Source organism: Mariprofundus sp. KV (genome assembly GCF_013387475.1).
Lineage (GTDB): Bacteria > Pseudomonadota > Zetaproteobacteria > Mariprofundales > Mariprofundaceae > Mariprofundus.
This window is the reverse complement of the sequence record NZ_VWNB01000001.1, coordinates 73,809-99,810: the sequence shown is the minus strand read 5'-3', so window position 1 is coordinate 99,810 and position 26,002 is coordinate 73,809. Positions and strand designations below refer to the sequence as shown.

36 protein-coding genes are annotated in these 26,002 nt (G+C 53.1%); 33 read left to right on the top strand and 3 right to left on the bottom strand.

The window, feature by feature from the left end; all coding sequences use genetic code 11:
- Nucleotides 1-26: 26 nt before the first annotated feature.
- On the bottom strand, nt 27-4,598 hold the full coding sequence (locus tag F3F93_RS00585) for an NAD-glutamate dehydrogenase domain-containing protein (RefSeq protein ID WP_176957216.1): 4,572 nt from the start codon (nt 4,596-4,598) through the stop codon (nt 27-29).
- 80 nt (nt 4,599-4,678) lie between these two features.
- On the opposite strand from F3F93_RS00585, the gene radC reads away from it, so the two are divergent.
- The gene (gene radC / locus F3F93_RS00580; RefSeq protein ID WP_241696866.1) at nt 4,679-5,353 is read left to right on the top strand and encodes a DNA repair protein RadC; all 675 of its coding nucleotides are present in this window, start codon (nt 4,679-4,681) and stop codon (nt 5,351-5,353) included.
- A gap of 50 nt (nt 5,354-5,403) precedes the next feature.
- On the opposite strand, the gene F3F93_RS00575 is transcribed toward radC, so the two are convergent.
- A complete protein-coding gene (locus tag F3F93_RS00575) occupies nt 5,404-6,663 on the bottom strand; it encodes an HD domain-containing phosphohydrolase (protein WP_176957215.1) in 1,260 nt (419 codons plus the stop codon).
- 158 nt (nt 6,664-6,821) lie between these two features.
- On the opposite strand from F3F93_RS00575, the gene F3F93_RS00570 reads away from it, so the two are divergent.
- Together F3F93_RS00570 and rlmB are read left to right on the top strand one after the other, a co-directional pair.
- Nucleotides 6,822-7,781 carry a DHH family phosphoesterase gene (locus F3F93_RS00570; protein WP_176957214.1) on the top strand — a complete coding sequence of 320 codons (960 nt, stop codon included), beginning with the start codon at nt 6,822-6,824 and terminating at the stop codon, nt 7,779-7,781.
- Complete coding sequence (gene rlmB, locus F3F93_RS00565) at nt 7,771-8,526, top strand: 23S rRNA (guanosine(2251)-2'-O)-methyltransferase RlmB (RefSeq protein WP_176957213.1); 756 nt, start codon at nt 7,771-7,773, stop codon at nt 8,524-8,526. The genes F3F93_RS00570 and rlmB overlap by 11 nt, the downstream gene beginning before the upstream one ends.
- Nucleotides 8,527-8,539: 13 nt before the next feature.
- Here the strand turns inward: rlmB and F3F93_RS00560 are convergent, their stop codons facing one another.
- Complete coding sequence (locus tag F3F93_RS00560; RefSeq protein ID WP_176957212.1) at nt 8,540-8,716, bottom strand: zinc-finger domain-containing protein; 177 nt, start codon at nt 8,714-8,716, stop codon at nt 8,540-8,542.
- Nucleotides 8,717-8,817: 101 nt separating this feature from the next.
- On the opposite strand from F3F93_RS00560, the gene folB reads away from it, so the two are divergent.
- The 30 genes from folB (at nt 8,818) to rplO (ending at nt 26,001) form a co-directional block, all read left to right on the top strand.
- On the top strand, nt 8,818-9,183 hold the full coding sequence (folB, locus tag F3F93_RS00555; RefSeq protein WP_176957211.1) for a dihydroneopterin aldolase: 366 nt from the start codon (nt 8,818-8,820) through the stop codon (nt 9,181-9,183).
- Nucleotides 9,183-9,605, top strand: a complete 423-nt coding sequence (gene folK, locus F3F93_RS00550; protein WP_176957210.1) for a 2-amino-4-hydroxy-6-hydroxymethyldihydropteridine diphosphokinase — start codon at nt 9,183-9,185, stop codon at nt 9,603-9,605. Before folB ends, folK begins: the two co-directional genes overlap by 1 nt.
- Nucleotides 9,606-9,697: 92 nt before the next feature.
- Nucleotides 9,698-10,834: a Re/Si-specific NAD(P)(+) transhydrogenase subunit alpha gene (locus F3F93_RS00545; protein WP_176957209.1), complete on the top strand. Its 1,137-nt coding sequence runs from the start codon at nt 9,698-9,700 to the stop codon at nt 10,832-10,834.
- A gap of 11 nt (nt 10,835-10,845) precedes the next feature.
- Entirely contained in the window at nt 10,846-11,163 is a 318-nt protein-coding gene (locus F3F93_RS00540) for a proton-translocating transhydrogenase family protein (protein WP_176957414.1), read from the top strand.
- 9 nt (nt 11,164-11,172) lie between these two features.
- Complete coding sequence (locus F3F93_RS00535; RefSeq protein WP_176957208.1) at nt 11,173-12,576, top strand: NAD(P)(+) transhydrogenase (Re/Si-specific) subunit beta; 1,404 nt, start codon at nt 11,173-11,175, stop codon at nt 12,574-12,576.
- Between the two features lie 219 nt (nt 12,577-12,795).
- Nucleotides 12,796-13,167, top strand: a complete 372-nt coding sequence (rpsL, locus tag F3F93_RS00530; protein ID WP_176957207.1) for a 30S ribosomal protein S12 — start codon at nt 12,796-12,798, stop codon at nt 13,165-13,167.
- A 15-nt stretch (nt 13,168-13,182) separates the two neighbouring features.
- Nucleotides 13,183-13,653 (top strand): 30S ribosomal protein S7, encoded by a 471-nt coding sequence (rpsG, locus tag F3F93_RS00525; protein WP_176957206.1) that lies wholly within the window; start codon nt 13,183-13,185, stop codon nt 13,651-13,653.
- Between the two features lie 151 nt (nt 13,654-13,804).
- Nucleotides 13,805-15,883 carry an elongation factor G gene (gene fusA / locus F3F93_RS00520; protein WP_176957205.1) on the top strand — a complete coding sequence of 693 codons (2,079 nt, stop codon included), beginning with the start codon at nt 13,805-13,807 and terminating at the stop codon, nt 15,881-15,883.
- A 10-nt stretch (nt 15,884-15,893) separates the two neighbouring features.
- Nucleotides 15,894-17,084: an elongation factor Tu gene (tuf, locus tag F3F93_RS00515; protein WP_176957204.1), complete on the top strand. Its 1,191-nt coding sequence runs from the start codon at nt 15,894-15,896 to the stop codon at nt 17,082-17,084.
- An 11-nt stretch (nt 17,085-17,095) separates the two neighbouring features.
- On the top strand, nt 17,096-17,404 hold the full coding sequence (gene rpsJ, locus F3F93_RS00510; protein WP_100266087.1) for a 30S ribosomal protein S10: 309 nt from the start codon (nt 17,096-17,098) through the stop codon (nt 17,402-17,404).
- Nucleotides 17,405-17,418: 14 nt separating this feature from the next.
- Nucleotides 17,419-18,051: a 50S ribosomal protein L3 gene (gene rplC, locus F3F93_RS00505; RefSeq protein WP_176957203.1), complete on the top strand. Its 633-nt coding sequence runs from the start codon at nt 17,419-17,421 to the stop codon at nt 18,049-18,051.
- Between the two features lies 1 nt (nt 18,052).
- Nucleotides 18,053-18,676, top strand: a complete 624-nt coding sequence (gene rplD / locus F3F93_RS00500) for a 50S ribosomal protein L4 (protein ID WP_176957202.1) — start codon at nt 18,053-18,055, stop codon at nt 18,674-18,676.
- Nucleotides 18,673-18,972: a 50S ribosomal protein L23 gene (rplW, locus tag F3F93_RS00495; RefSeq protein ID WP_176957201.1), complete on the top strand. Its 300-nt coding sequence runs from the start codon at nt 18,673-18,675 to the stop codon at nt 18,970-18,972. The genes rplD and rplW overlap by 4 nt, the downstream gene beginning before the upstream one ends.
- Before the next feature lie 3 nt (nt 18,973-18,975).
- Nucleotides 18,976-19,806 carry a 50S ribosomal protein L2 gene (gene rplB / locus F3F93_RS00490; protein ID WP_176957200.1) on the top strand — a complete coding sequence of 277 codons (831 nt, stop codon included), beginning with the start codon at nt 18,976-18,978 and terminating at the stop codon, nt 19,804-19,806.
- An 8-nt stretch (nt 19,807-19,814) separates the two neighbouring features.
- Nucleotides 19,815-20,093, top strand: coding sequence for a 30S ribosomal protein S19 (gene rpsS / locus F3F93_RS00485; protein ID WP_176957199.1), 279 nt, complete (start codon nt 19,815-19,817; stop codon nt 20,091-20,093).
- Nucleotides 20,094-20,098: 5 nt separating this feature from the next.
- Nucleotides 20,099-20,440, top strand: a complete 342-nt coding sequence (gene rplV, locus F3F93_RS00480; protein ID WP_176957198.1) for a 50S ribosomal protein L22 — start codon at nt 20,099-20,101, stop codon at nt 20,438-20,440.
- Nucleotides 20,441-20,451: 11 nt separating this feature from the next.
- Nucleotides 20,452-21,102, top strand: a complete 651-nt coding sequence (gene rpsC, locus F3F93_RS00475) for a 30S ribosomal protein S3 (RefSeq protein WP_176957197.1) — start codon at nt 20,452-20,454, stop codon at nt 21,100-21,102.
- 27 nt (nt 21,103-21,129) lie between these two features.
- Nucleotides 21,130-21,552 carry a 50S ribosomal protein L16 gene (gene rplP / locus F3F93_RS00470; RefSeq protein WP_176957196.1) on the top strand — a complete coding sequence of 141 codons (423 nt, stop codon included), beginning with the start codon at nt 21,130-21,132 and terminating at the stop codon, nt 21,550-21,552.
- Nucleotides 21,549-21,746: a 50S ribosomal protein L29 gene (gene rpmC, locus F3F93_RS00465; protein ID WP_176957195.1), complete on the top strand. Its 198-nt coding sequence runs from the start codon at nt 21,549-21,551 to the stop codon at nt 21,744-21,746. The genes rplP and rpmC overlap by 4 nt, the downstream gene beginning before the upstream one ends.
- Before the next feature lie 14 nt (nt 21,747-21,760).
- Complete coding sequence (gene rpsQ / locus F3F93_RS00460; protein WP_176957194.1) at nt 21,761-22,027, top strand: 30S ribosomal protein S17; 267 nt, start codon at nt 21,761-21,763, stop codon at nt 22,025-22,027.
- A 15-nt stretch (nt 22,028-22,042) separates the two neighbouring features.
- Nucleotides 22,043-22,411, top strand: coding sequence for a 50S ribosomal protein L14 (gene rplN / locus F3F93_RS00455; RefSeq protein ID WP_176957193.1), 369 nt, complete (start codon nt 22,043-22,045; stop codon nt 22,409-22,411).
- Nucleotides 22,412-22,434: 23 nt separating this feature from the next.
- A complete protein-coding gene (gene rplX / locus F3F93_RS00450; RefSeq protein WP_176957192.1) occupies nt 22,435-22,764 on the top strand; it encodes a 50S ribosomal protein L24 in 330 nt (109 codons plus the stop codon).
- Between the two features lie 11 nt (nt 22,765-22,775).
- Nucleotides 22,776-23,315 carry a 50S ribosomal protein L5 gene (gene rplE / locus F3F93_RS00445; protein ID WP_176957191.1) on the top strand — a complete coding sequence of 180 codons (540 nt, stop codon included), beginning with the start codon at nt 22,776-22,778 and terminating at the stop codon, nt 23,313-23,315.
- 12 nt (nt 23,316-23,327) lie between these two features.
- The gene (locus tag F3F93_RS00440) at nt 23,328-23,513 is read left to right on the top strand and encodes a type Z 30S ribosomal protein S14 (RefSeq protein WP_176957190.1); all 186 of its coding nucleotides are present in this window, start codon (nt 23,328-23,330) and stop codon (nt 23,511-23,513) included.
- Nucleotides 23,514-23,526: 13 nt separating this feature from the next.
- Nucleotides 23,527-23,922, top strand: coding sequence for a 30S ribosomal protein S8 (rpsH, locus tag F3F93_RS00435; RefSeq protein WP_176957189.1), 396 nt, complete (start codon nt 23,527-23,529; stop codon nt 23,920-23,922).
- 8 nt (nt 23,923-23,930) lie between these two features.
- Entirely contained in the window at nt 23,931-24,464 is a 534-nt protein-coding gene (rplF, locus tag F3F93_RS00430; protein ID WP_176957188.1) for a 50S ribosomal protein L6, read from the top strand.
- Between the two features lie 24 nt (nt 24,465-24,488).
- A complete protein-coding gene (gene rplR, locus F3F93_RS00425; protein ID WP_176957187.1) occupies nt 24,489-24,842 on the top strand; it encodes a 50S ribosomal protein L18 in 354 nt (117 codons plus the stop codon).
- A 13-nt stretch (nt 24,843-24,855) separates the two neighbouring features.
- Entirely contained in the window at nt 24,856-25,335 is a 480-nt protein-coding gene (gene rpsE, locus F3F93_RS00420; RefSeq protein WP_176957186.1) for a 30S ribosomal protein S5, read from the top strand.
- An 18-nt stretch (nt 25,336-25,353) separates the two neighbouring features.
- Nucleotides 25,354-25,545 (top strand): 50S ribosomal protein L30, encoded by a 192-nt coding sequence (gene rpmD / locus F3F93_RS00415; protein WP_176957185.1) that lies wholly within the window; start codon nt 25,354-25,356, stop codon nt 25,543-25,545.
- Nucleotides 25,546-25,548: 3 nt separating this feature from the next.
- The gene (gene rplO / locus F3F93_RS00410) at nt 25,549-26,001 is read left to right on the top strand and encodes a 50S ribosomal protein L15 (protein ID WP_176957184.1); all 453 of its coding nucleotides are present in this window, start codon (nt 25,549-25,551) and stop codon (nt 25,999-26,001) included.
- Nucleotide 26,002: the final 1 nt, after the last annotated feature.

Here is a 26,002-nt window from a genome sequence, read left to right as displayed (position 1 = left end):
TCAGGGCAGCAGTCCCTGTTACCGTCTCAGCTTTCGATAATAGATTCTAACCGGGTCAATGCCAGCAGTAGTTGCATGCGCCTTGATTCGGCGCGACGCGGTTCAGCTGGCTGGTTCGTATCACTAGCCTCACTACGCATCAGGTGCTCAACCTTTACCCAGGCAGAGTGCTGGTGCCATCTCTCCTTTGCAGTTGCATCATAACGACTGCCACCCGCATCCAGTAGTTGGCAGATCGCTTTCTCTTTCAGGATAACCAGCCGTTGCAGCCACTCCCGGCGCAGGCTGTGGGCATCTGCAGAGCCCCAGTCAGATGAACGCAACTGCCGCTCCATCGCTCTGATCGGCAGCAGCTGCATACAGGCTCTGCTGGCTGCAAGGCAGCGGTTTAGTGGCATCTGATGCATTGAGGAGATATGCAGTGCGCAGGCGGCATGAGCCAGTTCAGGCAGAACTGTCAGTTGCTCAAGTCCCTCTGCCTCCAGTCCGCCCACATCAGGTTCGGCTCTCTTCTCCAGCATCAATTTATCTCGGAAACGTGCCAGGCCACTACGCTGTTTTTTCAGCCACGCCTGATCAAGCCGGTCAATCGGGCAGAGGCGCAGAAGCTCTTCAGCAAAGTGGAAGAGTTGCTCCTGCAGTTGCTGCTGCAGAGCAATCGCCTGATCGGGCTCTGTAACCTTGAGCCATATCGCATCGCGAAGTGGTTTAACCTCGAGAAGTGCCTCACTGATCAGCAGTGCCTCAACGATGTGGCTCACCGAGTGATCGACCATGCTCTCCAGATGGTGAACTGCACCAAGGCCGAGATGGTTGACGATATGATTACTCGCCACGGTGTGAATGATCTCAGAGGCCAGAGGATGATCTGAAAATTTTGCAGCAAAGCGTTTGTGCAGGGCATCAGGGAAGTAGCTGTTGAGCAGCTGCTGGTTAAAGGCACCATGCTGATGGAATGATTCAGCGCTGAGTCGGGCATGGATGCGGTTCTTCTCCTGACCCAGCAGCACTGAGAGCTGTGGACGAAGATGCAGCAGCTCATCCTCCTGCATGCGCGGCGCAACGGCTTCACCCAGCCAGCCCTGCTGCGTAAGATGGTCACGCAGCCTGCGCAGGCGAAGCGGGTGCTGGCTTGCAGCCGCTTCGGCCAGCGTGATGGCACGCGACTGCAGCAGGTTGTTATTCAGACAGTCGGCAGTAACCGCTTCAGTCAGCGACTTGAGCTGACTGTTGCGCTTATCAAAGGATATTTTGTTTCCTGATTGCGGGGAGAGAAGAATCTTCAGATTCACCTCATGGTCAGACATATCCACACCTGCTGCATTATCCATTGCATCGGTATTGATGATGCCACCAGCGACTGCATATTCGATGCGTGCTTTCTGGGTCAGCCCGAGATTGCCCCCTTCACTGATCACCCTGCAACGCAGTTGTGTGGCATCGATGCGTACCGCATTGTTGCCGGGATCGCGCACATCAGCATGGCTCTCCGAGGCCGCTTTGATATAGGTGCCGATACCGCCGTTATAGAGCAGGTCAACAGGTGCAGAGAGAATGGCCCTGATCAGTGCTTCGCCTGAGAGGCTTGTCTCCTCACACATCAGCTGTTTGCGTATATTGCTGGCCAGTGGGATCGATTTGGCACTGCGCTCAAAAACGCCACCCCCCTGACTGATCAGCTGCTGGTTGTAGCTCTCCCAGCCTCCCGTCTGCTCAAACAAGCGCTGCCTCTCGGCAAATGCTCCGGTCGCATCCGGCTCAGGATCAAGGAAGATATGCCTGTGATTAAAGGCGGCAATCAGTCGCAGATTGGGGTTTAACAGCATGCCGTTGCCAAATACGTCACCACCCATATCGCCAATGCCAACACAGCTGATCGGATCGTTGTATGCATCGATGCCGAGTTTGCCGAAGTGGTGCGCCACACATACCCAGGCTCCGCGCGCAGTAATGCCTACCTGCTTATGGTCATAACCAAAGCGGCCTCCACTGGCAAAGGCATCACCAAGCCAGAAACCGGCCTGCAGTGAACGCGCATTGGCATCATCAGAAAAACGGGCTGTACCTTTATCCGCAGCAACCACAAGGTAGGGGTCGTTGGCATCACTTGCGGCGATGCGAATCCCCTCTGCCGCAACGGTAACTGCCCTGTCCATATTGTCGGTCAGTGCCAGCAGGGTATCAATAAAGGTGCGGTACTGATCCAGTACAAACGAGGAGCCAGTGCCGCCGCGCACAACAAAACCTCCTTTGGAACCGGTGGGCACGATCTGGCCATTTTTTACCACCTGTGTGCTCATCAGCTCCAGTACCTCGGTGCGGAAATCGGATGGGCGGTCAGAGTGGCGCAGGCCACCACGTGCAATGGGGCCGGCACGCAGGTGGACACCTTCGATATGGACGCCGTGAACAAAGATCTCCCGATAGGGCTTGGGCTCCGGCGCATAGCTCAGTTTGCCGGGGTCAATCTTGATGCCGACAGGTTCACCGAATTGGCGAATAAAGGCGTTGCTGCGCAGTGATGCTTCGACAAGTTCGGCCAATGCTCTGAACCAGCGATCGTCAGAGAGGTTGCTGATGCTGCCCATCGCCTCGTGGAACAGCTCACGGGCTTCGGCAAGAAAACTCTCCGGCATGGCTGGCAGATGGTGGGCTGCAAAGAGTTTGTGCAGTGCGGCGGTCACCTCGGGGTGGCGCAAAATCATATCCGAGAGCGGCAGTTTTGCAGCATCGGGGATCAGTTGAATCAGATGATTGCGCAGTGTAATCACTACAGCAATTTGATCGATCTCAAGTCGGGCTGTAATCAGTAGCGCATTGATCGGATCGTGGTCGGCTTCATCATTAAGCGCCTGAGCCAGACCCCTTCGCAGCCTCTGGGCATCCTCTTTGTCCAGATGGCGGGGGGCGCGGCAGGTGAGTGAGCTGATATGAATGCAGCCACAGCGGCCATCGGGGTTTTCAAGGCAGTCCGGATCTCTGCCAAAGGGGACAACCGCCTCCTGAATTGGGTCCAGGCCAAAGGCGCGGATGGTATCTACAAGCGTGCCCAGCGAAGGTTGCTTGAGTGAATAGATGTGCAGCTCCACCTCATCGCCTGTCGCTTTGGCACGCGGGGTTACATAAACGCGTGTGCGTCCGCTCTGCAGAACGCGTTCGCGCATCTGCAGGTCACGGGTGAACTGGGCTGGTGGAAAGAGTTCCTGATAGAGCGGTGGAATCAGTTCCAGTTCATTCAGGGTTGCCGGGATATCAAAAATGTCGGAATGGCGCATCACTTCGGCGCGTGCGATATCTTTCCAAAAGATAATGCAGTGGCGAATAAGCTCTTCGAGGTTGTTCTGCTGGATGGCTGGCGAGCTGCGATCAATGCCGATAAGGATGATGCGATGGGGGCCGATACCGAATGTGTCATAGCCATGGGTGATCTGCCCGGCAGCGGCGAGCGCCTGCAGCATATGTTGCATGACGGTTGGGCCGAAGCGTTTGGCTGTGACGGTAATCATCAGGATATCGCTGTTGCCCTCGAGTACAGGGATCAGACGGGCGACCAGCTGCATCGGGCCGGCCAGATCAATGATCTCCTTAAGGGGCTCCAGCCAGTCGCTGCCCTTACTGGCCAGAAGGATACGCTTGGGCATGCGGTCAAACAGGGTGCGAATTTCGCGACGATAAAATGCCGAGTGCTGCAGCAGTGTGTCACCGGCCAGTTCACGCCAGTGGCGGGCCAGAAGCGGCAGGTAGCTGGCATTGGCGTAGCGAGCGCTGCGGGAGAAGTGGCCGATAAGTATAATCTGCTGCATCTCACCTTTAGCCCCTCTCCAGCTGGCGCGCACCACCTCTACGCTGGCCGCACTATAGAGGTACTGGGCGCAGGCACTCAGGCTGAGCCAGCGCAGACCTATCTCTGTCGCTGGTTGTGTAGTGTTGATCTGATCGAGCAGTCCCGGAGCGATGCGATCAAGCACACGACTCTTTTTTGCCACGCCGAAGCGCGTGTTGTCGTGAATAATGCCGAAATAGAGGAAGTGGGCGTCATTCATCCAGTCGAGAAGCGATGCGCCGTCACTATCGTCTGCCATCAATCCGGCTACAGCCCGGGCCACCAGTTTCTGCATGGGTTGGTAATCACGAACCGAGAGATCAACTGCCTGCAGAATCGCCTGAATATCTTTTTTCAACGGCTCTATATCGGGCGTGATCGTGGCTGAGATGTGCAGGGCGATAAACATAAAGTTCGCCTCATCCCGAGCGTCCGGTTTGCGCAGTTCAAGGGAGCAGAACTCATCATCACACTCCATTTTTGCAACCATGGTCTGCTGGCCTATAGGCTGGATGTCGCACTTGAGCAGATACCCTTTGATGGCATCAAGGTAGAAGGCCTGATCAGGGCAGCGGATGGTGAATATATGGCGGTGAAGATTGCCGTGGGTGAGGGTGCGTGCTGAGAGCGCCACCCGTTTGCTTTTACCCTTGGGAAGCAGGGCGAGGAAATCCTTAACCAGCACAGCCAGAAGCCGTTTTGGAACGATCTCTATACGGTGCTGCTGGCGCGCCTGATCAAGCAGGTCGATGAGCTGGGAGCGAAGCTGTCGCATGGTCACAGCATAGGTGCTGGCGGGAGGGAGGGCAATCGCCTCTGTTTGACGCGTTGATGGTGATCGGCTTTGATAAGAGTATGGACGCAACGATCAGAGGCCATCGCCAACGTTTAAGAGCGCGTTTTGCAGCCCATGGCTTTGACGGTTTTCATGACTATGAGGTGCTTGAGCTGCTGCTCACCTACGCTATTCCGCGTGTTGATGTGAAACCGATTGCCAAGCGGCTGCTGGATATTTTCGGCACGCTGGCCGGTGTGTTCGATGCTTCTGTAGCCGAGCTGGCGCAGGTCTCCGGCATGGGTGAGAAGGGGGCACTGTTTCTGATGCTGATCCGTCAGGCAGAGCTACGCTATCTCGCCTCTGATCTGCCGGGCAAAAAGGTGTTCGACCGCCCTGAACGGGCAAAAGATCATCTGCGTATTCTTGTGCAGGGGCGTGGCATGGAGTGTTTCGGCGCCATCTTCACCGATCAGCAGCACCGCCATATCGCCACACAGGTACTCTTTGAAGGCACCGTGGATCGCACCGCAGTATTTCCTCGCAATCTGATGAAACGGGCGCTGGAGCTCGATGCCAAAGGGCTGATCCTCTTCCATAACCATCCCGGTGGCACCACGCATGCCAGCCGCGAAGATATCGAGTTGACCAAACGGTTATCAGAAGCGTGCGCCGCACTGGATATTAAACTCCTCGACCATTTTCTCATCGCTGGCAGAGAGGTGTTCTCCTTCAAAGAGAAGGGCTGGTTTTAATCTGCATGTGTCATTTTCTCGCCAATATGAGATTGAGAAAGAAGCTCTGATCAGTGGGCTTTAGCGGCAGCGGCCTCTTTCTGATCCTGCAGTGTGGCTTTGCGCCAGCAGGATTCCAGATGCTCCCCCACCATCTCAACAACTCGCGCGTCGAGTTTGCCGACGTTGGAGTCATTGGAGAGAATAGAGTAGATCTCGGCCGGGGTTAAAGCCGGGCGATAGGGGCGATCCTGAGCCAGCGCCTGAAAGACATCGGCTACAGCTACGATGCGCGCCTCCAAGGATAGCCTGTGCTCTTTGGCATGGTAGGGGTAGCCACCACCATCCACCCGCTCGTGATGTTGTCCTGCCCAGAGGGCGATATCGTCAAAGCCGCGAATCTTCTTCAGGATATTGAAGGTGTCAAAGCTGTGGCGCTGGATGGTTTTAAACTCAACATTGGAGAGTTTGCCTGATTTCTCCAGCACATCATCAGGCACTCTCAGTTTGCCGATATCATGTAAGAGGCCGGCCAGATAGAGCATATCACAGTTATGTTCCGCAACTTCAAACAGTTCACCCAGGTGTTGCGACAGATTGGCAACACCCTGCGAATGTTCGTAGGTGTAGGGGCTCTTTGCATCAACGATATGGGAGAAAATCTTGACCAGACTTTTGACATCTTCAAACGGGATGGGGCGAGTGGTTTCGTGGGCTATCCACTCATAGACGTAACCATCGACATGCTCACGTTCCAGTGACAGCCAGAAGGCTTCGGAGTCGGCAACCTCCAGGAAAACATTGACCAGTTCCGGATTGAACAGCGTACCGCTGTTTTCGACGATCTTCTCTTTTATCGCATCGGTGCCGAGCAGGATATTGGCATCTTTTACCTGCGCATGCAGGGAGAGAACATCAACACGATCAACCAGGAAGATCAGGTTGGCCATGAGTTTTACATCGTCTGGAAGGTTGAGCTCTTTGAGTTTGTCCCAGTGGGTATGGTGATGCAGGATAACATCCGAGAGGTGGGCCAGCGGCGGCGTGATGCCAAGCAGGGCGGCACCAATCTCGCAATGGCCGTGCACCTTCTCCCACTCAAACTGGGCCAGTCGGGCATGTACTGAGGTGTTGGATACACCGCAGTCGTGCAGAATGGCGGCCTGGAACAGGCTGTCGAGCGTAGAGGCCTTCAGTCCCATCTCCCTGCCGCACTCAGCAGCCATGAATCCCACGCGTTTACCGTGATGAATCTGCACCACTCCGACCAGATCCAGCGCATCTGAAAGGCTGTAAACAAGCTCATGCAGGTTGATGTTGAAGTTGCTCAATGCAGGGCCTCCTGGCGGCAGGGAAAAGAGTTGATACTGAGCTTCTACTCTATCGCGAGTTACGAGTTATACATGAGCATAAATATTATGCCTATTGTTAATTCATCGATTCTGTGCTTTTGCTTGCATTTGCAGGTCTGGTTGCGAAGGGTTTGCCCATGACCTGTTTTGATATATTTAATGGCGACGCCGATGGCATCTGCGCCCTGCACCAGTTGAGGCTCTCCTGTCCGCGCAAATCCGAGCTGGTTACCGGCGTGAAGCGCGATATTTCGTTGCTGAAAAAGGTTGAGGCTCAGGCTGGAGATAAGCTGACTGTGCTGGATATATCTCTGGATAAAAACCGCGATGATCTGTTGCGGCTGCTTGATGCTGGTGCTGAACTCTTTTACTGCGATCACCATTTTGCCGGGGAGATCCCGACGTCGGATCGTCTGCAGGCCCGAATTGATACTTCGGCCGATACCTGCACCAGTCTGCTGGTTAACAGCTATCTCGATGGTGCGCATCTGCCGTGGGCTGTTACGGCAGCATTTGGTGACAATCTGTTTGATTCAGCCCGTGCCGCAGCCGCCCCGCTGAAGCTCTCCGATGCCCGGCTCTCACAGCTGGAGCAGCTCGGTACGCTGATCAACTACAACGGATATGGCGTAACACCTGAAGATCTCCATTTTCATCCGGCCGATCTCTATCGCGCCATCTCACCCTACGCTGACCCTTTCGCTTTTATCGCTGAGTCGGCTGACTTCGCCAGACTCGCTGAGGGTTATGAGGCCGATATGGCTCAGGCGCGCAATCTTACACTGGCAGTCGAGGAGGAGTATATCGCTGTGGTGGTGCTGCAGGATGCGCCGTGGACGCGGCGTGTCTCCGGTGTCTATGGCAACGAGCTTGCTCGTCAGTATCCGGATCGGGCGCATGCGCTTTTGACCGCGCTTCCAGGTGGTGAGTTCCGCATCAGCGTGCGCGCTCCGTTGAATAATAAAACCGGCGCGGATGAGCTCTGCATGATGTTCCCGACCGGTGGTGGCAGAAAAGCGGCAGCCGGCATCAATGCACTGCCGGCAGCGATGTATGATGCATTTATCGACGCATTCAGGGAGAAGTATGAACAGTAATGGAAATGTGATCGCCGGTATTCACGCCGTCAAACATGCACTTGATGCAGGTGATGCGATTGATGAGTTGATGATTGAGCGGGGTAAATCGCATCCGCGCTTAAATGAGCTGATCCATCTGGCCAAAAAGAAAGGTTTAAGGGTGAATTTCATGCAGAAAGATGCGCTGGCTCGCCTTGCTGATGGTGTGCCGCATCAGGGTGTGGTGGCCCGCATGGCTGTTGCCGGAGCCAGGAAGGGGCTCTCCTTTGAGCAGTGGCTTGATTCGCTGAATATGGATGCCGGGCCTATGGTGCTGCTGCTGGATCAGGTGACCGATCCACACAATCTCGGAGCCTGTGTGCGCACCGCTGAGGCGGCAGGTTGTGTCGGGGTGATTGTGCCCAAGGACCATGCTGCCGATCTGCATTCGCCTGTTGTGAGCAAGGCTGCCTGCGGTGCACTGGCACGACTGCCGCTGTTGCAGGTGACCAATCTGAAGCGTGCGATGGAGAAGCTGCAGCAGGTGGGTTTCTGGGTTGTCGGGCTGGCAGGAGAGGCTGATTGTTCGATCTATGCAGCCGGACTGAAGGGTGCGACGGCGGTGGTGATGGGTTCTGAGGGTAAGGGTATGCGCAGGCTGGTGCGTGAGGGTTGTGATCAGTTGATCAGTATCCCGATGCCCGGCCATGTGGAGTCATTGAATGTATCGGTGGCGACAGGCGTTGCTCTGTTTGAGATCAACAGGCAGCGCGTTGAAGGTTAAGCCGGAAGCTGTTTCAGGCTGCTTTTTTTTCGGTGCTGGCGGAGTCGGTTGTTGTCGTGCGGATGAACTTCTGACCGCAGTATTGGCACTGGCCATGCCCCGGTTTCAGGCTGATGTAGATCAGAGGGTGCTGACCGTTGTCTGAACATGAAACGATCTCTTCAGTTGATTTAATTGCGACACTACTCATTGGGACCCCTCTCCTTGCACCAAAAAAAGCGCGGCGAATAATGGTGCAAAATGGCAAAGTGTCAAGTTTTCATCATCTGAAAAAGATATATGGAGTATGTCATGAGCGTTAAAGACCTTGTGCTGATTGAGGGATTGGAGATCAGGACCGTGATTGGAATCTATGACTGGGAGCGGGAGATTCGCCAGACTGTGCGGCTTGACCTGGAGATGGCCTGGGATATTTCGCGGGCTGCAGCATCGGATAATATTGAAGATGCACTGGACTATAAATCGGTATCCAAACGACTGATATCGTTTGTTGAGGGTTCGAGCTTCGGGTTGATCGAGAAGCTGGCAGAGCAGTGTGCGCAGATTCTGATGAACGAGTTCGCAGTACCGTGGTTGCGCCTGAAAATGTCCAAGCCGGGGGCTGTGCGTGGTACTGAGAATGTTGCGGTGCTTATTGAGCGGGGGTGCATCGACTGATGGTCCAGGTGCTGATTGGCATGGGCTCCAATATTGAGCCCGAGCAGAATCTCAGGCTTGCGGCTATTGCGCTGCGCAGGGATTTTGAGGAGGTATGTTTCTCTGCGGTCTACCATTCGCCAGCGGTAGGCATGGAGGGGGCGGACTTTCTTAACGCCTGCTGCAGGGTTGAATCTGAGCTGCCTGCATCGCAACTCAAGGCCCGGCTGAAGGCGCTTGAGGATGCACAGGGGCGTGATCGCTCTGAAGGGTCGTGGAGGCCGCGCACGCTGGATCTTGATGTGTTGATGTATGACGGGCAGGTGCTTGATGATGAGCTCTACCGGTATGCTCACGCCTATGTGCCGGCGGCCGAACTCGTTGCGCTGGAGCTTCCCGGAGATGGTGCAGGGGCAGTAACCTTAGTCGAATTGCGCTTGTAATACGGGGCGGTGCTTTTACAATGCCACTTCCATTGAGTTGTCATCATGATGATCACAGTTCAGACAACTTGCTCACAGGGGAAAATGAACAGATGTTGATCGCGGTTCCAGCCGAAACCCAGCTTCACGAAAAACGCGTTGCAGCCACACCTGAAACGGTAGCCAAATTTATGGCGGCCGGTTGTCGTGTAGTGGTTGAGAAGGGGGCGGGTCTTGCCGCCAACTATCCTGATGCGGCCTATCTCGAAAAAGGGGCTGAGCTGGCAGACGACTTTGCCGCTACCTGTGGCAGTGCCGACCTGATTTTGAAGGTGCGTCCGCTCAATGAGGCCGAAATACCGGCCCTTAAAAAGGGGGCTGCGGTTGTCAGCCTTGTCTCACCATTCACCAATCCACTGCTTAAAAGCTATGCCGATGCGGGACTGACCTGTTTCTGCATGGAGATGGTGCCGCGTATTTCGCGAGCCCAGAGCATGGATGTGCTCTCTTCGCAGGCCAATATTGCCGGTTATAAGTCGGTGCTGCTTGCGATGGAGCACTATCAGCGTTTCTTCCCGATGCTGATGACAGCTGCTGGTACTGTACAGCCTGCCAAGGTGCTGATTATGGGGGCAGGTGTGGCAGGCCTGCAGGCGATTGCCACGGCAAGGCGCATGGGTGCCAATGTTGAGGTGTTTGATGTGCGCGCTGCAGCCAAGGAGCAGGTTGAGAGTCTGGGTGCCCGTTTTGTTGAGGTCGCTTCGGATGTCGATGCCGAAGATGCCGGTGGTTATGCCAAAGAGATGGATGATGATTACAAGCAGCGTCAGGCTGATCTGATTGCCGAGCGCGCGGCTAAAGCCGATATTATTATCACCACGGCGCTGATTCCTGGCAGGCCTGCGCCGGTGCTGATCACAGAAGAGATGGTGAAAAGCATGAAGCCGGGTTCAGTCATTGTGGATCTGGCTGTTGAGATGGGTGGAAACTGCCCGCTCTCCGAGCTGGATGAAATTGTCAGCAAGCATGGCGTGACGCTGGTCGGTGTTGGCAATATTCCGGCTCTGATGGCTACTGATGCCAGTGGCCTCTATGCGCGCAACCTGCTGAACTTCCTGACTCCGATGCTGGACAGGGAGAGTGGCGGGCTGTCCATCAATATGGACGATGAGGTGATCGCATCCTCGCTGCTTACCCGCGATGGAGAGTTTCTTAAGCCTGAGCTGTTGAATAAGGGAGAGAAGGCGTGAATATAGATGCTGTGGAGAATGCGGCGCAGGCTGCACAGGATGGGGCGGCTGATCCTATTGTCCTCTCCGTTACCGTTTTTGTTTTGGCGATCATTGTCGGATATCACGTGGTCTGGAATGTTACACCTGCACTGCACACGCCGCTGATGAGTGTAACCAATGCCATCTCCAGTATTATTATTGTCGGTGCACTGCTGGCGGCTGGCCCGTTGGAGATGAATCTGGCGACCGTGCTCGGTCTGATTGCCGTAGGTCTTGCTTCGGTGAATATCTTCGGTGGTTTTATGGTGACGCAGCGCATGCTGGCGATGTTCAAGAAGCGGACGTAAGGGGAACTCATGTTATCAGCCAATATGGTGGAGCTGGCGTACCTCGTCGCATCCGTACTGATTATTTTTGCCCTTAAGGGGCTGGCCAGTCCGGCCTCTGCCCGTCGTGGTAATGCCTTCGGCATGCTCGGCATGGGCATTGCTGCGCTGGTGACGCTGCAGCTTGATGCCGTACAGAACTACGCCTGGATTGTTGCGGCTATCGCCATCGGCGGTCTGATTGGTGGCGTGGTGGCACGCAAGGTGCCAATGACCCATATGCCTCAGACCGTGGCTTTCATGCATTCGCTGGTCGGTCTGGCGGCGGTATTGATTGCTGTATCGGCCTGTTATGACCCGGTGGCTTATGGTATTGCCAATGCACAGGGCGGCCTCTATCTGGCCAGTCGTGTTGAGCTGTTTCTCGGCACCTTTATCGGTGCCATTACTTTTACCGCATCACTGATCGCTTTTGGTAAATTGCAGGGGCTTCTTTCTGGTCGGCCATTGCAGTTCTCCGGCCAGCATCTGCTCAATCTGGTGTTGGGTGTGGTGATGATTGGTTCGGGCATTATGTTCTGCGTCAGTGGCGCATGGCTGCCATTTCTGATTATGCTGGCTGTTGCACTGGTGTTGGGCGTGTTGCTGATTGTGCCCATTGGTGGCGCCGATATGCCGGTGATTGTTTCGATGCTCAACTCATACTCAGGCTGGGCTGCGGCAGGTATCGGATTTACACTGGGTAACAATATGCTGATCATTGCCGGTGCGCTGGTCGGCTCTTCCGGTGCGATTCTATCTTATATTATGTGCAAGGCGATGAATCGCTCGCTGTTTAATGTGTTGCTGGGTGGGTTTGGTGGCGACGCTGCAGCGGCATCGGCTGCAGGCGGTGAGGTTGTCGAGCGTCCGGTGAAGAGTGGTGCGGCTGAAGATGCGGCATTTATGATCGGCAATGCCCGCTCTGTGGTGATTATTCCGGGTTACGGGCTGGCGGTTGCACGTGCTCAGCATGCTCTGAAAGAGATGGTGGATGTGCTGCTCAAGCAGGGTGTGGATGTGAAATTCGCCATTCACCCCGTGGCAGGACGTATGCCGGGTCATATGAATGTGCTGCTGGCTGAAGCCGATGTGCCGTATGATATTGTTTTTGAGATGGATGAGATTAACTCTGAATTTGCAGATACTGATGTTGCTCTGGTGATCGGTGCCAATGATGTGGTTAACCCTGCAGCCAAAACTGATCCGGCCAGTCCGATCTACGGTATGCCGATTCTGGAGGCCTCTAAAGCCAAACATGTGATTGTGGTCAAACGTTCGCTGGCTGCCGGCTATGCAGGACTGGATAATGATCTGTTCTATATGGATCAGACTATGATGCTGTTTGCCGATGCCAAAAAGGCGTGTGAGGCGATTGTTCAGGCGCTGGATTGATCTGCCGGCTACCTGCCAGTTAATAATAGCAAGCGCGTTAAAAATAGAATTTCCGGCTGCATGATTACTGTAGCTGGAGCGGAATGTGTCGAGTCTGTTTTTTTAGTGATGAAAGCGGTTGACAGCAATAGAGAGCGACACTAAGGTTCGCGACCCTTCGCCAGGGCTGTGCTTTTTTTCAGCAAATTGGCGGGGTGAAAGTTTGGAGAAGAGGTAACAATGCCAACGATTAATCAGTTGATTCGTAATGAGCGAAAAGACAAACGCAAGATCAATAAGGTCCCAGCTCTGCAGGCTTGTCCGCAGCGTCGTGGCGTTTGTACCCGTGTTTACACCACAACCCCGAAAAAGCCGAACTCGGCACTTCGTAAAGTTGCGCGTGTACGTCTGACCAATGGTATGGAAGTGACTGCATACATTCCTGGTGAAGGCCACAAGTTGCAGGAGCATTCAGTTGTTCTGATCCGTGGCGGCCGTGTAAAGGATTTGCCGGGTGTTCGTTACCATATCCTGCGTGGTGTTCTGGATACGACAGGTGTTGAGGGCCGTAAGCAGGCTCGTTCTAAGTACGGCGCCAAGCGTCCTAAGTAAGAGAGGAATTGAGATATGCCACGTAAAGGACCTGCCCCACGTCGCCCGGTCACACCGGATGCGAAGTTTGGTGACACAACCGTTTCCAATGTAGTTAACAAGGTGATGCTTGACGGTAAGAAGACCGTTGCAGAAGCGATTGTTTATGAGGCGATGGATATCGCTGCGCAGAAGACCGGCAGTGAGCCTCTGGCTTGCCTGTTGAATGCGATCGAGGCTATTAAGCCTGCCGTTGAAGTGAAGTCTCGCCGTGTTGGTGGCGCGACCTATCAGGTGCCGATCGAAGTTTCTGATCGTCGTCAGCACTCACTGGCTGTGCGTTGGCTTGTTGAGTTCTCCCGCAAGCGTTCTGAGCACACTATGGCTCAGCGTCTGGGTAACGAGATGGCTGATGCTGTTGCGGATCGCGGCGGAGCCTGGAAGAAGCGCGATGAGACTCATCGTATGGCTGAAGCGAACAAGGCGTTCTCGCACTTCCGCTGGTAAGCAAGATTTGCAGGCTTCGGCCTGCTGTTTAAACCCGGACCTGCCGAGCAGGTTCATTGCAGAAGAGGGTTGCCTCTCTGCTGGATGAGGGGTCTGGCCTCTTATCCGGGAACAGTTTGTTCTTTTAATTTGATGGTAAAGGAGTGGCGACGTGGCTCGTAAGACCCCACTGGAACGTGTACGTAACATCGGCATTATGGCTCATATTGACGCTGGTAAAACTACCGCGACTGAGCGTATTCTTTTCTACACCGGCGTAAGTCATAAGATTGGTGAAGTGCATGACGGCGCTGCTACCATGGACTGGATGGCGCAGGAGCAGGAGCGCGGCATCACTATTACCTCGGCTGCAACAACCTGTAGCTGGAAAGACCATCAGATTAATATTATTGATACCCCTGGACATGTGGATTTCACTATTGAAGTAGAGCGCTCACTGCGCGTTCTTGATGGTGCGGTCGGCGTATTCTGTGCGGTAGGTGGCGTGCAGCCACAGTCAGAGACCGTTTGGCGTCAGGCTGACAAGTATAAAGTTCCCCGTGTTGCATTCGTTAACAAGATGGACCGTACCGGTGCTGATTTCTTCAACGTGATTGAAGAGATTCGTGAGCGTCTGGGTCACAATGCTGTTGCTTTGAATATCCCTATCGGTGCTGAAGAGAATTTCCAGGGTGTTATCGATCTGGTCTCTATGAAAGCGATCGTCTGGAAAGATGAGGCGATGGGTGCAATGTACGAGGTTCAGGAGATTCCTGAAGATCTTCTCGAGGTTGCTGAAGAGCGTCGTGAACTGCTGCTGGATGCTGTTCTGGTTAACGATGAAGAGCTGATGATGGCCTACCTTGAGGGTGAAGAGGTTGACGAAGCGGCACTGAAAGAGTGCATTCGTAAATCAGTTCTCGATATCTCTGTGATTCCTGTTCTCGCAGGTACTGCCTTTAAGAATAAGGGTGTTCAGACGCTGCTTGATGCTGTTGTTGAATACATGCCTGCACCGACTGATGTTCCTGCGATTACCGGTGTTCATCCCGACACCGAAGCGCCGGATACTCGTCCGTCTTCAGATGATCAGCCGTTTGCAGCGCTGGCATTCAAGGTGATGACTGACCCGTTTGTAGGTACGCTGACCTTCTTCCGTGTCTACTCCGGTTCAATTGAAGCGGGTTCTTATGTTATCAACTCGACCAAGGACAAAAAAGAGCGTCTGGGTCGTATTCTGCAGATGCATGCCAATGAGCGTTCCGAGATCAAGGAAGTTCGTGCCGGTGATATCGCAGCTGCCGTAGGTCTGAAGTTCACCACTACCGGTGATACACTCTGCGATGCTGAGCATCCGATCATTCTTGAGCGTATGGAGTTCCCTGAGCCGGTGATCTCGGTTGCTATTGAGCCGAAGACCAAGGCGGATCAGGAGAAGATGGGTACTGCACTGGGCAGGCTTGCTGCTGAGGATCCATCTTTCCGTGTTCGTACCGATGAAGAGACTGGTCAGACCATTATCTCAGGCATGGGCGAGCTTCACCTTGAGATTCTTGTTGACCGCATGAAGCGCGAATTCAATGTCGATGCCAATGTTGGTAAGCCGCAGGTTGCCTACCGTGAAACCATCCGTGCCAAGGTTAAGGCTGAAGGCAAGTTTGTTCGTCAGTCCGGTGGTCGTGGTCAGTATGGTCACTGCTGGCTTGAAGTTGAACCGAATGAAGTTGGTGCCGGTTTTGAATTCATCGACAAGATCTCCGGTGGTTCTATTCCGCGTGAATATATCCCGGCTGTTGGTAAGGGTGCTGAAGAGGCGATGCAGAACGGTGTTCTGGCCGGTTATCCGATGGTTGATATCAAGGTTACCGTGGTTGACGGCTCTTACCATGACGTCGACTCCAATGAGATGGCGTTCAAGGTTGCTGGCTCCATGGGTCTGCGTAACGGTTGTGCGATGGCCAAGCCGGTTATTCTTGAGCCGATGATGGATGTTGAGGTGGTAACACCTGAAGATTACATGGGTGATATCGTTGGCGATCTGAATCGTCGCCGTGGTCGCGTTCTCGGCATGGAAGCACGTGGTAACGGTAAGGTTATTGAGGCTGAAGTTCCGCTCTCTGAGATGTTCGGCTACTCAACCAATGTTCGTTCGATGTCTCAGGGTCGTGCGACCTACACAATGACATTTAAACACTATGAAGAAGTACCAAACAATATTGCGCAAGAAATTATTGCTGCTGTTAAAGGTTAAGGAGTAGATCATGGCAAAGGAAAAGTTTGAACGTAATAAGCCGCATGTGAACATCGGTACCATCGGTCACGTCGACCATGGCAAGACCACGTTGACCGCTGCAATCACCAAGGTTCTGTCTCTGACAGGCGGCGCTGTGTTCAAGGACTACGGCGACATTGATGGTGCTCCGGAAGAGCGCGAGCGCGGTATTACTATCGCTACAGCTCACGTTGAGTATGAGACTGAAGCGCGTCACTACGCACACGTTGACTGCCCGGGCCATGCTGACTATGTAAAAAACATGATCACCGGTGCTGCGCAGATGGACGGCGGTATCCTGGTAGTTTCTGCTGCTGATGGCCCTATGCCACAGACCCGTGAGCATGTACTGCTGGCGCGTCAGGTAAACGTACCTCACCTGGTGGTATACCTGAACAAGGCTGACATGGTTGATGATGAAGAGCTGCTTGAGCTGGTAGAGATGGAGGTTCGTGAACTTCTCGACTCTTACGACTTCCCGGGTGACGACACACCAATCATCATCGGTTCTGCACTGAAGGCACTGGAAGGCGATGAGTCTGAGATCGGCGCGCCATCTATCCTGCGTCTGATGGCTGCAGTGGATGAGTACATTCCTACCCCTGCACGTGATGTAGACAAGCCGTTCCTGATGCCTGTTGAGGATGTGTTCTCCATCTCAGGTCGCGGTACTGTTGCAACCGGTCGTATCGAAGCTGGTGTGATCAAGGTTGGTGAAGAGATCGAGATCGTTGGTATCAAAAACACTGTTAAGACTACCTGTACCGGTGTTGAGATGTTCCGCAAGCTTCTGGATTCCGGTGAAGCAGGCGACAACGTAGGTCTTCTTCTTCGTGGTGTTAAGCGTGAAGATATCGAGCGTGGTCAGGTTCTGGCCAAGCCAGGCTCCATCACGCCACACACCTCATTTAAAGCTGAAGCATATATCCTGAATAAAGAAGAGGGTGGTCGTCATACCCCATTCTTTAACGGTTACCGTCCACAGTTCTACTTCCGTACAACTGACGTAACCGGTTCAGTTACCCTTCCTGAGGGAACTGAGATGGTAATGCCTGGCGATAACATCTCTATGGATGTTGAACTGATTACCCCAATCGCAATGGATAAAGAGCTTCGTTTCGCTATCCGCGAAGGTGGTCGTACGGTCGGCGCTGGCGTCGTAACCGACATAACTAAGTAAGGGGGCCGTACGTGGCAACTCAAAGTATTCGTATTCGCCTGAAAGCTTTTGATCACCGTATTCTTGATAAGAGTGCGGCTGACATTGTAGCTACAGCAAAACGTACCGGTGCAGAAGTACGTGGTCCGATTCCAATTCCGACCAAGATTCGCAAATTCTGCGTAATCAAATCTCCGCACAAGTACAAAGATTCTCGTGAACAGTTCGAGATTCGTACCCACAAGCGTATGCTTGATATTGATAAGCCAACTCCACAGACCGTGGACGCGCTAATGAAGCTTGATCTGCCATCCGGTGTGGATGTCGAGATCAAACTTTAATCGGGAGGATAATCATGAGTGTTGGATTGATCGCCCGGAAAGCGGGCATGACACAGATCTTCGCAGAAGATGGTACTGCGGTGCCTGTGACTGTTTTGAATGTTGAGCCGTGCAAGGTAATCGCACGTCGTACCTCAGATCGTGACGGTTATGATGCTGTTCAGGTCGGTTATGGTGCTGCCAAGCGTCATAACAGCCGTGCTGTTCAGGGTCATTTTGCCAAGCAGGGCCAGGAAGTGACCGGCGGGCTGAAAGAGTTCCGTGTCGCTGCGGATGCTGAGTTTGAGCTGGGTCAGGAGCTGAACGCTGCACAGTTTGAAGTTGGTCAGAAGATCGACATCTCAGGCACCTCTAAGGGTCGCGGTTTTGCCGGTGTAATGAAGCGTTACAACTTCGCAGGTGGCCGTGCGACCCACGGTGCTGAAAAAGTACATCGTCAGATGGGTTCTACCGGTCAGTGTCAGTGGCCGGGCCGTGTATTCCCGGGCAAGAAGATGCCTGGTCACTACGGTAACGAGCGTGTAACGACTCAGAATCTTGAAGTGGTTCGCGTGGATGCCGAATCCAATCGTATTCTGGTAAGGGGTGCTGTACCTGGTTCGCGTGGCGGACTGGTTGAGCTGCGCCCTGCCGTGAAGGGAGCGTAAGATGGCGAAGATCACCATCGTAGATCAGAACAATAAAGAAGTGAGCAAGCGTGAGCTGAACCCGGCTGTGTTCGGCCTGGATTCCGACGCTGGCTTCGTTCACCGTGTATATGCATCTCTTGCATCTGCACAGCGTGCAGGCACAAGTGCGACCAAGACTGTGGCTAATGTTTCCGGTGGCGGCAAAAAGCCATTCAAACAGAAGGGTACAGGTCGTGCACGTCAGGGTACTACCCGTGCTGCACAGATGCGTCATGGTGGAACCGCACATGGTCCGAATGCAAACACCACGTTTGATTCGCGTATCAACAAGAAAGAGCGTCGCCGTGCACTCTGTCTGGTTCTCTCCGACTGCGTTCGTGAAGGCAAGTTGACTGTTGTCAACAAGCTTGAGCTGGAGGCGCCAAAGACCAAGGCCTTTATTGAGGTGCTTGGCGCTCTGGAAGCAACTTCAGGTCTGTTTGTTCTGGACGCAGCCAATAGCAATGTGGAGCTCTCCGGTCGTAACATTCCTCACACCAAAGTGGTGCTTGATGGTCAGATGACCATTCACGACCTGCTTAAATGTGAGCGTGTGATCCTGACTGAAGCTGCTGTAGATAAACTTGAGGAGCGTCTGTCATGAGTGCAAACATCAATCATTTCGACATCCTGCGTCAGCCTGTAATTACCGAGAAGAGCTATTCAGGTACCGGCGCAGCCAATCAGTACACTTTCCGTGTCGCCCGTAAAGCAACCAAAACTCAGGTTAAGGCCGCTGTTGAAGCTGTCTTCGAAGTGAAGGTTGATAAAGTTCAGGTTATCAATATGCCTAGCAAGCCGAAACGTCGTGGAGCCCAGACCGGTTCCCGTTCGGGTTACCGCAAGGCTGTGGTTCGTCTGGCTGAGGGACATAGTCTGGAAGTGGCGGAAGAGGTATAAATCATGGCATTGAAGGCATTAAAACCAACAACTAACGGCAACCGTGGCCGTATCGGTGTGGTTAATGAAGATCTGCACAAGGGCGCTCCTGAGAAGAGCCTGGTAGTAGGCCTCACCAAATCCGGTGGTCGTAACAACAATGGTCGCGTTACCAGTGCCCATCGTGGCGGCGGACATAAGCGTCTCTACCGTATGGTTGATTTCAAGCGTGACAATTTCGGTATTGGCGGTAAGGTTGCGCGCGTTGAATATGACCCCAACCGTACAGCGCACATCGCGCTGGTTGTTTTTAGCAACGGTGACAAGCGTTATATCCTCGCACCACAGGGTCTTCGTCCGGGTGATGAGGTCATGAGCGGTCCTGATGCAGAGATTCGTCCGGGTAATGCGTTGCCACTGTCGAATATCCGCGTAGGTACTCAGGTGCATAACGTAGAGATGAAGCCCGGTAAGGGCGGTCAGATCGCACGCAGTGCAGGTGCATCTATTCAGTTGATGGGTAAAGAGGGCGGTCGTGCCGTTCTGAAGATGCCATCCGGCGAGTTCCGTCGTGTGGATATTCGCTGTCTGGCAACGATTGGTGTGATGGGCAATGCTGACCACTCCAACCGCAAGGTAGGTAAGGCTGGCCGCACACGCTGGCTGGGTGTTCGTCCCAATGTTCGTGGTGTTGCCATGAACCCGGTAGATCATCCACATGGTGGTGGTGAAGGCCGCACATCCGGTGGCCGTCATCCGGTTACACCTTGGGGTGTACCAACCAAGGGTCATAAGACTCGTGCAAAGAACAAGGCGTCGAACCGTGATATTATTCGCCGCCGCAACCAGAAGTGAGGTAAGAGATGGCACGCTCATTAAAGAAAGGTCCGTACATTGAGGCCTCCCTTCAGAAGAAGGTTGATGCTGCACTGGCCGCAGAGAAGAAATCTGTGATCAAAACCTGGTCACGTCGTTCTACTATTGCGCCCGATTTTGTAGGTATGAATTTTGCAGTACACAACGGACACAAGTTTATTCCTGTGTTCGTAACCGAGAACATGGTTGGTCATAAGCTGGGTGAGTTTTCACCTACCCGTACCTACTATGGTCACGGTGCTGACAAAAAGGCTAGGAAGAGGTAATCGGCATGTCTGAACAAGTACGTGCATTGCACAAAAACAGCAAGATCAGCTCCCAGAAGGCGCGTTTGATGGCAGATGCTATCCGTGGTCTGGACGTTGATCGTGCGCTGGCAGTACTGACCCTGTCTCCTGCAAAGTCAGCTCGTCTGTATGAGAAAGTTCTCAAGTCCGCTATTGCTAACGCCGAGCAGAACCATGGCCTGGATGTAGATACACTGTATGTATCTGAAGCAAAAGCAGATGCAGGCATGACGCTGAAGCGTTTCCGTCCGAAAGGAATGGGTCGTATGCGTAAACGTTTCCACCGCCACAGCCACTTGACCGTTGCTGTTAGCGAACGCGGTTAAGGGGAGAAGTCATGGGACAGAAAGTAAATCCAATTGGATTCCGTCTTGGAACGATTCGTAACTGGGAATCGATCTGGTACGCCAATGACAAAAATTTCGGCAACAACCTGCGTGAAGATATTAAGCTTCGTCGCCATGTTAAAGCTCGTCTGAAACATGCCGGTGTATCTCGCATCATCATCGAGCGTCCTGCTGATAAGATTAAAGTAACTGTTCATACCTCGCGTCCTGGTGTTGTGATTGGTAAGAAAGGTTCCGAGATCGATGCAGTACGCAACGAACTGATCAAAACATTCGGTCAGGAAGTTCAGGTATTTATCGTAGAGGTTCGTCGCCCTGAAGCAGAGGCACAGCTGATAGCAGAGAATATCGCTTTCCAGCTCGAGCGTCGTGTCGCTTTCCGCCGTGCTATGAAGCGTGCGGTTCAGAGTGCACTGCGTATGGGTGCTAAAGGCGTTCGAATCAACTGCTCCGGTCGTCTGGGTGGTGCTGAGATTGCACGTACCGAGTGGTACCGCGAAGGTCGCGTGCCGCTGCACACCCTGCGTGCTGATGTGGACTACGGCTTTGCCGAAGCGCACACCACCTACGGTGTTGTTGGTATTAAGGTTTGGGTATTCCATGGTTTGAAGCTAGGCGACACCGCCGCTGACAACGCATAAAGATTGAGTTGAAGAGGATTAGTAACGATGTTGCAACCTAAGAAAATTCGCTGGCGCAAGCACCATAAAGAGCTGCAGCGCATTCGCGGTAAAAGCCCGCGTGGCGCAAGCCTGAACTTTGGTCAGTATGGCCTCAAAGCGATGGAACCTGGACGTATTACCGCCCGTCAGATCGAAGCGGCGCGTATTACTATTAACCGTCACGTCAGACGTCAGGGTCGCGTATGGATTCGTATCTTCCCGGATCTTCCGGTTTCCAAGAAACCTGCTGAAGTTCGAATGGGTAAAGGTAAAGGTTCACCTGAGTACTGGGTTGCCGCTGTTAAAGCTGGTCGTATCCTGTATGAGATGGACGGTATTGATGAAGAGATGGCATATGGCGCACTTCAGCGTGCGGCTGCCAAACTTCCAATCCGTACCAAGATTGTCGTGCGTGGAGTAGGACGATGAGTGATATCAAGAAAGCAAAAGATCTGCGTGGCATGAAAGATGCCGATCTGAAAGAGCGCATGGATGAACTGGCAGCTGAGCACATGAAGCTCCGTTTCCAGAGGGCCACGATGCAGCTGAACAATACCGCACGTGTTGGTCAGGTACGCCGCGAAATCGCACGTATCAAGACTATTCTTGCTGAGCGCGGCTAAGGGGTAAAAGAGAGATGTCCGAGGCAACAACAAACAAGCGCACCCTGGAAGGGGTAGTAGTTAGTAATAAAGGTGAGAAGACCGTGGTGGTGCAGGTTGAGCGTAAATTCCTGCATACCCGTTACCGTAAGACGGTTCGTTCACACAAGAAATATATGGCTCACGATGCTGAAAACACCTGCAATGTAGGTGATACCGTACGTATCATTGAATCTGCTCCAATCTCCCGCCGCAAGCGCTGGGTTATGGAAGCGGTTCTGACACGTGCTGAGCAGCTGTAATCCGGAGGTTTTGCAATGATTCAGAATGAAACCGTACTGCAGGTTGCAGATAACTCAGGCGCCAAGCGCGTTAAATGCATCAAGGTTCTGGGTGGCTCTAAACGTCGCTACGCCAGCGTTGGTGATGTGATCGTGGTAGCTGTAAAAGAAGCAATGCCAGGTGGTAAAGTGAAGAAGGGTGAGGTTCAGCGTGCTGTTGTAGTGCGTACGGCCAAAGAGTTCCGTCGTCCAGACGGCTCCTCCATCCGTTTTGACGAAAATGCGGCAGTCCTGCTCTCTAAACAGAATGAGCCAATGGGTACCCGTATTTTTGGCCCTGTAACACGTGAACTGCGTGCCAAGGGTTACATGAAGATCGTTTCACTTGCACCAGAAGTGCTGTAAGCGGAAAGAGAGGCGAAAGAATAATGACAACGTTGGTTAAAACCCGAATTCGCAGAGATGATGAAGTGGTTGTAATTTCCGGTCGCGACAAAGGTGCGCGTGGTAAGGTCATCCGTGTAATGCCGCAGGATAGCAGTGTGCTGGTAACAAAGGTGAATATGATTAAACGTCATACCCGCCAGAGCCAGGCCAGTGCTGGTGGCATCATCGAGAAAGAAGCCCCTATGGCCATCTCGAATGTGCAGTACTACTGCTCCAAATGTAAATCTGGTGTCCGTCTTGGCGCGAAGCTGCTTGAAGATGGTCGTAAAGTCCGCACCTGCCGCAAATGTGGCGAAGTGCTGGATAACTAGGAGTTTCGACAATGGCTCGTTTGAAGGAATTTTATAAAGAGACGGTTGTGCCTGCGCTGAAGGAAGAGTTCGGCTACAGCAACCCGATGCAGATCCCCGGTCTTACCAAGATCGTGGTCAATATGGGTGTGGGCGAAGCGTCTCAGAACTCGAAAGCGATTGAAGGCGCACTGGCTGACATGACCGCAATTACCGGTCAGAAACCTGTGACTACACGTGCTCGCAAGTCTATTGCAAACTTCAAGCTGCGTGACGGCATGGTTGTCGGCTGCCGCGTAACTCTGCGTGGCGATCAGATGTGGGAGTTCCTTGACCGTCTGGTCAATATTGCTCTGCCACGTATTCGCGATTTCAAGGGTGTTTCACCTAAATCATTTGATGGCCGCGGCAACTACACGCTGGGTCTGAAAGAGCAGATCATTTTTCCGGAAATCGAATATGATCAGGTGGATAAGGTTCGCGGCATGGATATCACTATCTGTACCACTGCGAACACCAACGATGAGGGACGTGCACTGCTGAAACAGTTCAGTATGCCGTTCCGCACTTAAGAGGGTTAGCTCATGGCTTCAACAAGAATGATTGTCAAATGCAATCGTAAACCAAAATTCAAAGTTCGCGCTTATACACGCTGTCAGCTGTGCGGTCGTCCGCACTCTGTTTACCGTAAACTCGGTATGTGCCGTATCTGCCTGCGCAAGCATGCCCTTGCCGGTGAAATACCTGGCATGGTTAAGTCGAGCTGGTAAGGGGTATAGAACTATGATGATGGACCGTATTGCCGACATGTTGACGCGTATTCGTAACGCGCAGACGGCTGGAATTGAAAAGGTTGAGATGCCTGCGAGTAACGCTCTGCTGGCTATCGCTGAAGTACTTAAGGAAGAGGGCTATATCGCTGCTGTGAAAGCCTACAACCACAAGGGACACCGTTTCCTGCGCCTGACCCTGCGCTATGATGACGACGGTAAAGCGATTATTCATGAGATTAAACGCATCTCAAAATCTGGACGCCGTGTTTATGTTGGCGCCGATGAGATCCCGCGTGTGAAGTCCGGTTACGGTGTTGCTGTAGTGAGCACCTCTCAGGGCATTATGACCGACAAGAAAGCTCGTGCTGCAGCAATCGGCGGCGAAGTTCTCTGTACGGTATTTTGAGGTAAGTTATGTCACGTGTTGGTAAAGAACCTATTAATATCCCTGCCGGAGTTGAGATTCGTCTGAATGACGACTCGGTAACGGTTAAGGGCGCAAAGGGTGAACTCACCTCTCCTCTGTTCGCAGGTATCTCTGTTGAGCAGGAGGGAAACACTCTGACTGTGAAGTGTGACGATCTTGAGACCAAGAAGACAAAATCTTTCTTCGGTCTGGCTCGCATGCTGATCGCAAACAACATTACCGGTGTAACTACAGGTTTTGAGAAGAAGCTTGAGCTGCGCGGCGTTGGTTATCGTGCCCAGGCACAGGGTAAGAATCTGAATCTCTCCCTTGGTTTCTCACATCCGGTTATCTATGCGCTGCCTGATGGCGTAGATGCAGCTGTTGATGCAAGCATTATTACTGTATCCGGTATCGATAAGCAGAAGGTTGGCCAGGTTGCTGCAGAGATCCGCGCTTACCGTCCACCAGAGCCTTATAAAGGCAAGGGTGTCCGTTACGTCGGTGAGTATGTAGCGATGAAAGAAGGCAAGAAGGCTTAAGGGCGACAGGTTAGGAGATAAGAGATGTCTGTTAAACGTTATGAATCCAATGGCGCTGTGCGCCGTGCTCGCAAGGTTCGCGCTCGCGTTAAGGCCACCGGCCGCCTTCGTCTGAGTATTTTTCGTTCTGCCCGCCATATCTATGCGCAGGTAATCGACGATGCTAATGGTACAACATTGGCAACTGCATCCAGCCTGGACGCTACCGTTAAATCCGGTGGCAACAGAACTGGCGCAGAAGAGGTAGGAAAATTAATTGCCGAGCGCGCTGTTAAAGCGGGTATCAGTGAAGTTGCTTTCGATCGTGGCCGCTTCTCATACCATGGTCGCGTAAAGGCACTGGCAGAAGGCGCCCGTGCCGGCGGCTTGAAGTTCTAGGAGATTATAGAAGATGATCAATGTAGACGAATTGGAACTGAACGAGAAACTGATTACGATCAACCGTATCGCCAAAACAACATCCGGTGGACGTCGCATGAGCTTCTCCGCTCTGATGGTAGTTGGTGATGGCAATGGGCACATCGGTTTTGGTCATGCCAAAGCGAAAGAGGTTCCTGAAGCGATCCGCAAGGCTACCGACATTGCCAAGAAATCAATTATCTTTGTACCACGCAAAGAGGGTACCATTCACTATAAAGTGATTGGCATTCAGGATGCAACGCGTGTGATGCTTAAGCCCGCCTCCGAAGGTACCGGCGTAATCGCAGGTTCTGCGGTACGTGCAGTACTTGATGCTGTCGGCATCAAAGATATTCTGACCAAATCACTCGGTTCCCGTAATGCACTGAATACCGTGCGCGCTACCTTTAACGGTTTGAAAGAACTGGAAAGCCCTGAGCAGATTGCCACCCGTCGTGGCAAGTCCGCTTAATCGGATTAGGAGTTTCAAATGGCTAAGAAAGAGACTATTCGCATCCGCCAGTTTAAGAGCGGTATCGGTTACGCCAAAGATCAGAGGGCAACTCTGGTAGGTCTGGGTTTCCGTCGTATGAATCAGGTTGTAGAGCTGGAAGATACCCCTTCTGTTCGCGGTATGGTGAACAAGGTGCGTCATCTCGTTCGTATTGAGTCCGGAGAGTAAGAGATGAAACTGAATGAACTGAAAGCAACTGACGGTGCCCGCAAGGATCGTAAGCGTAAAGGTCAGGGCATTGCGTCCGGCAACGGTAAGACTGGTGGTCGTGGCCACAAAGGTCAGAAATCCCGTTCCGGTGGTAAAGTAGCCCGCGGTTTCGAGGGTGGCCAGATGCCACTGATTCGCCGTGTTCCTAAACGTGGTTTTACTGCTCGCATCGATAATGATCTCCAGGTGATTAACCTGGGTCAGCTTAACGCATTTGATGATGGCGCAGCTGTTGATGCGGCTGCACTTTTTGATGCAGGTCTGGTTCGCAGTGCTGTGGATCCGATCAAGCTGCTGGCAACTGGTGAGCTTACCAAAAAGGTAACCGTCTCTGTTACTGCCGCATCTGCACAGGCAGCTGCGAAAGTGGCAGCAGCTGGCGGCACACTGAACCTGGCAAAGGCTGAGGCATAAT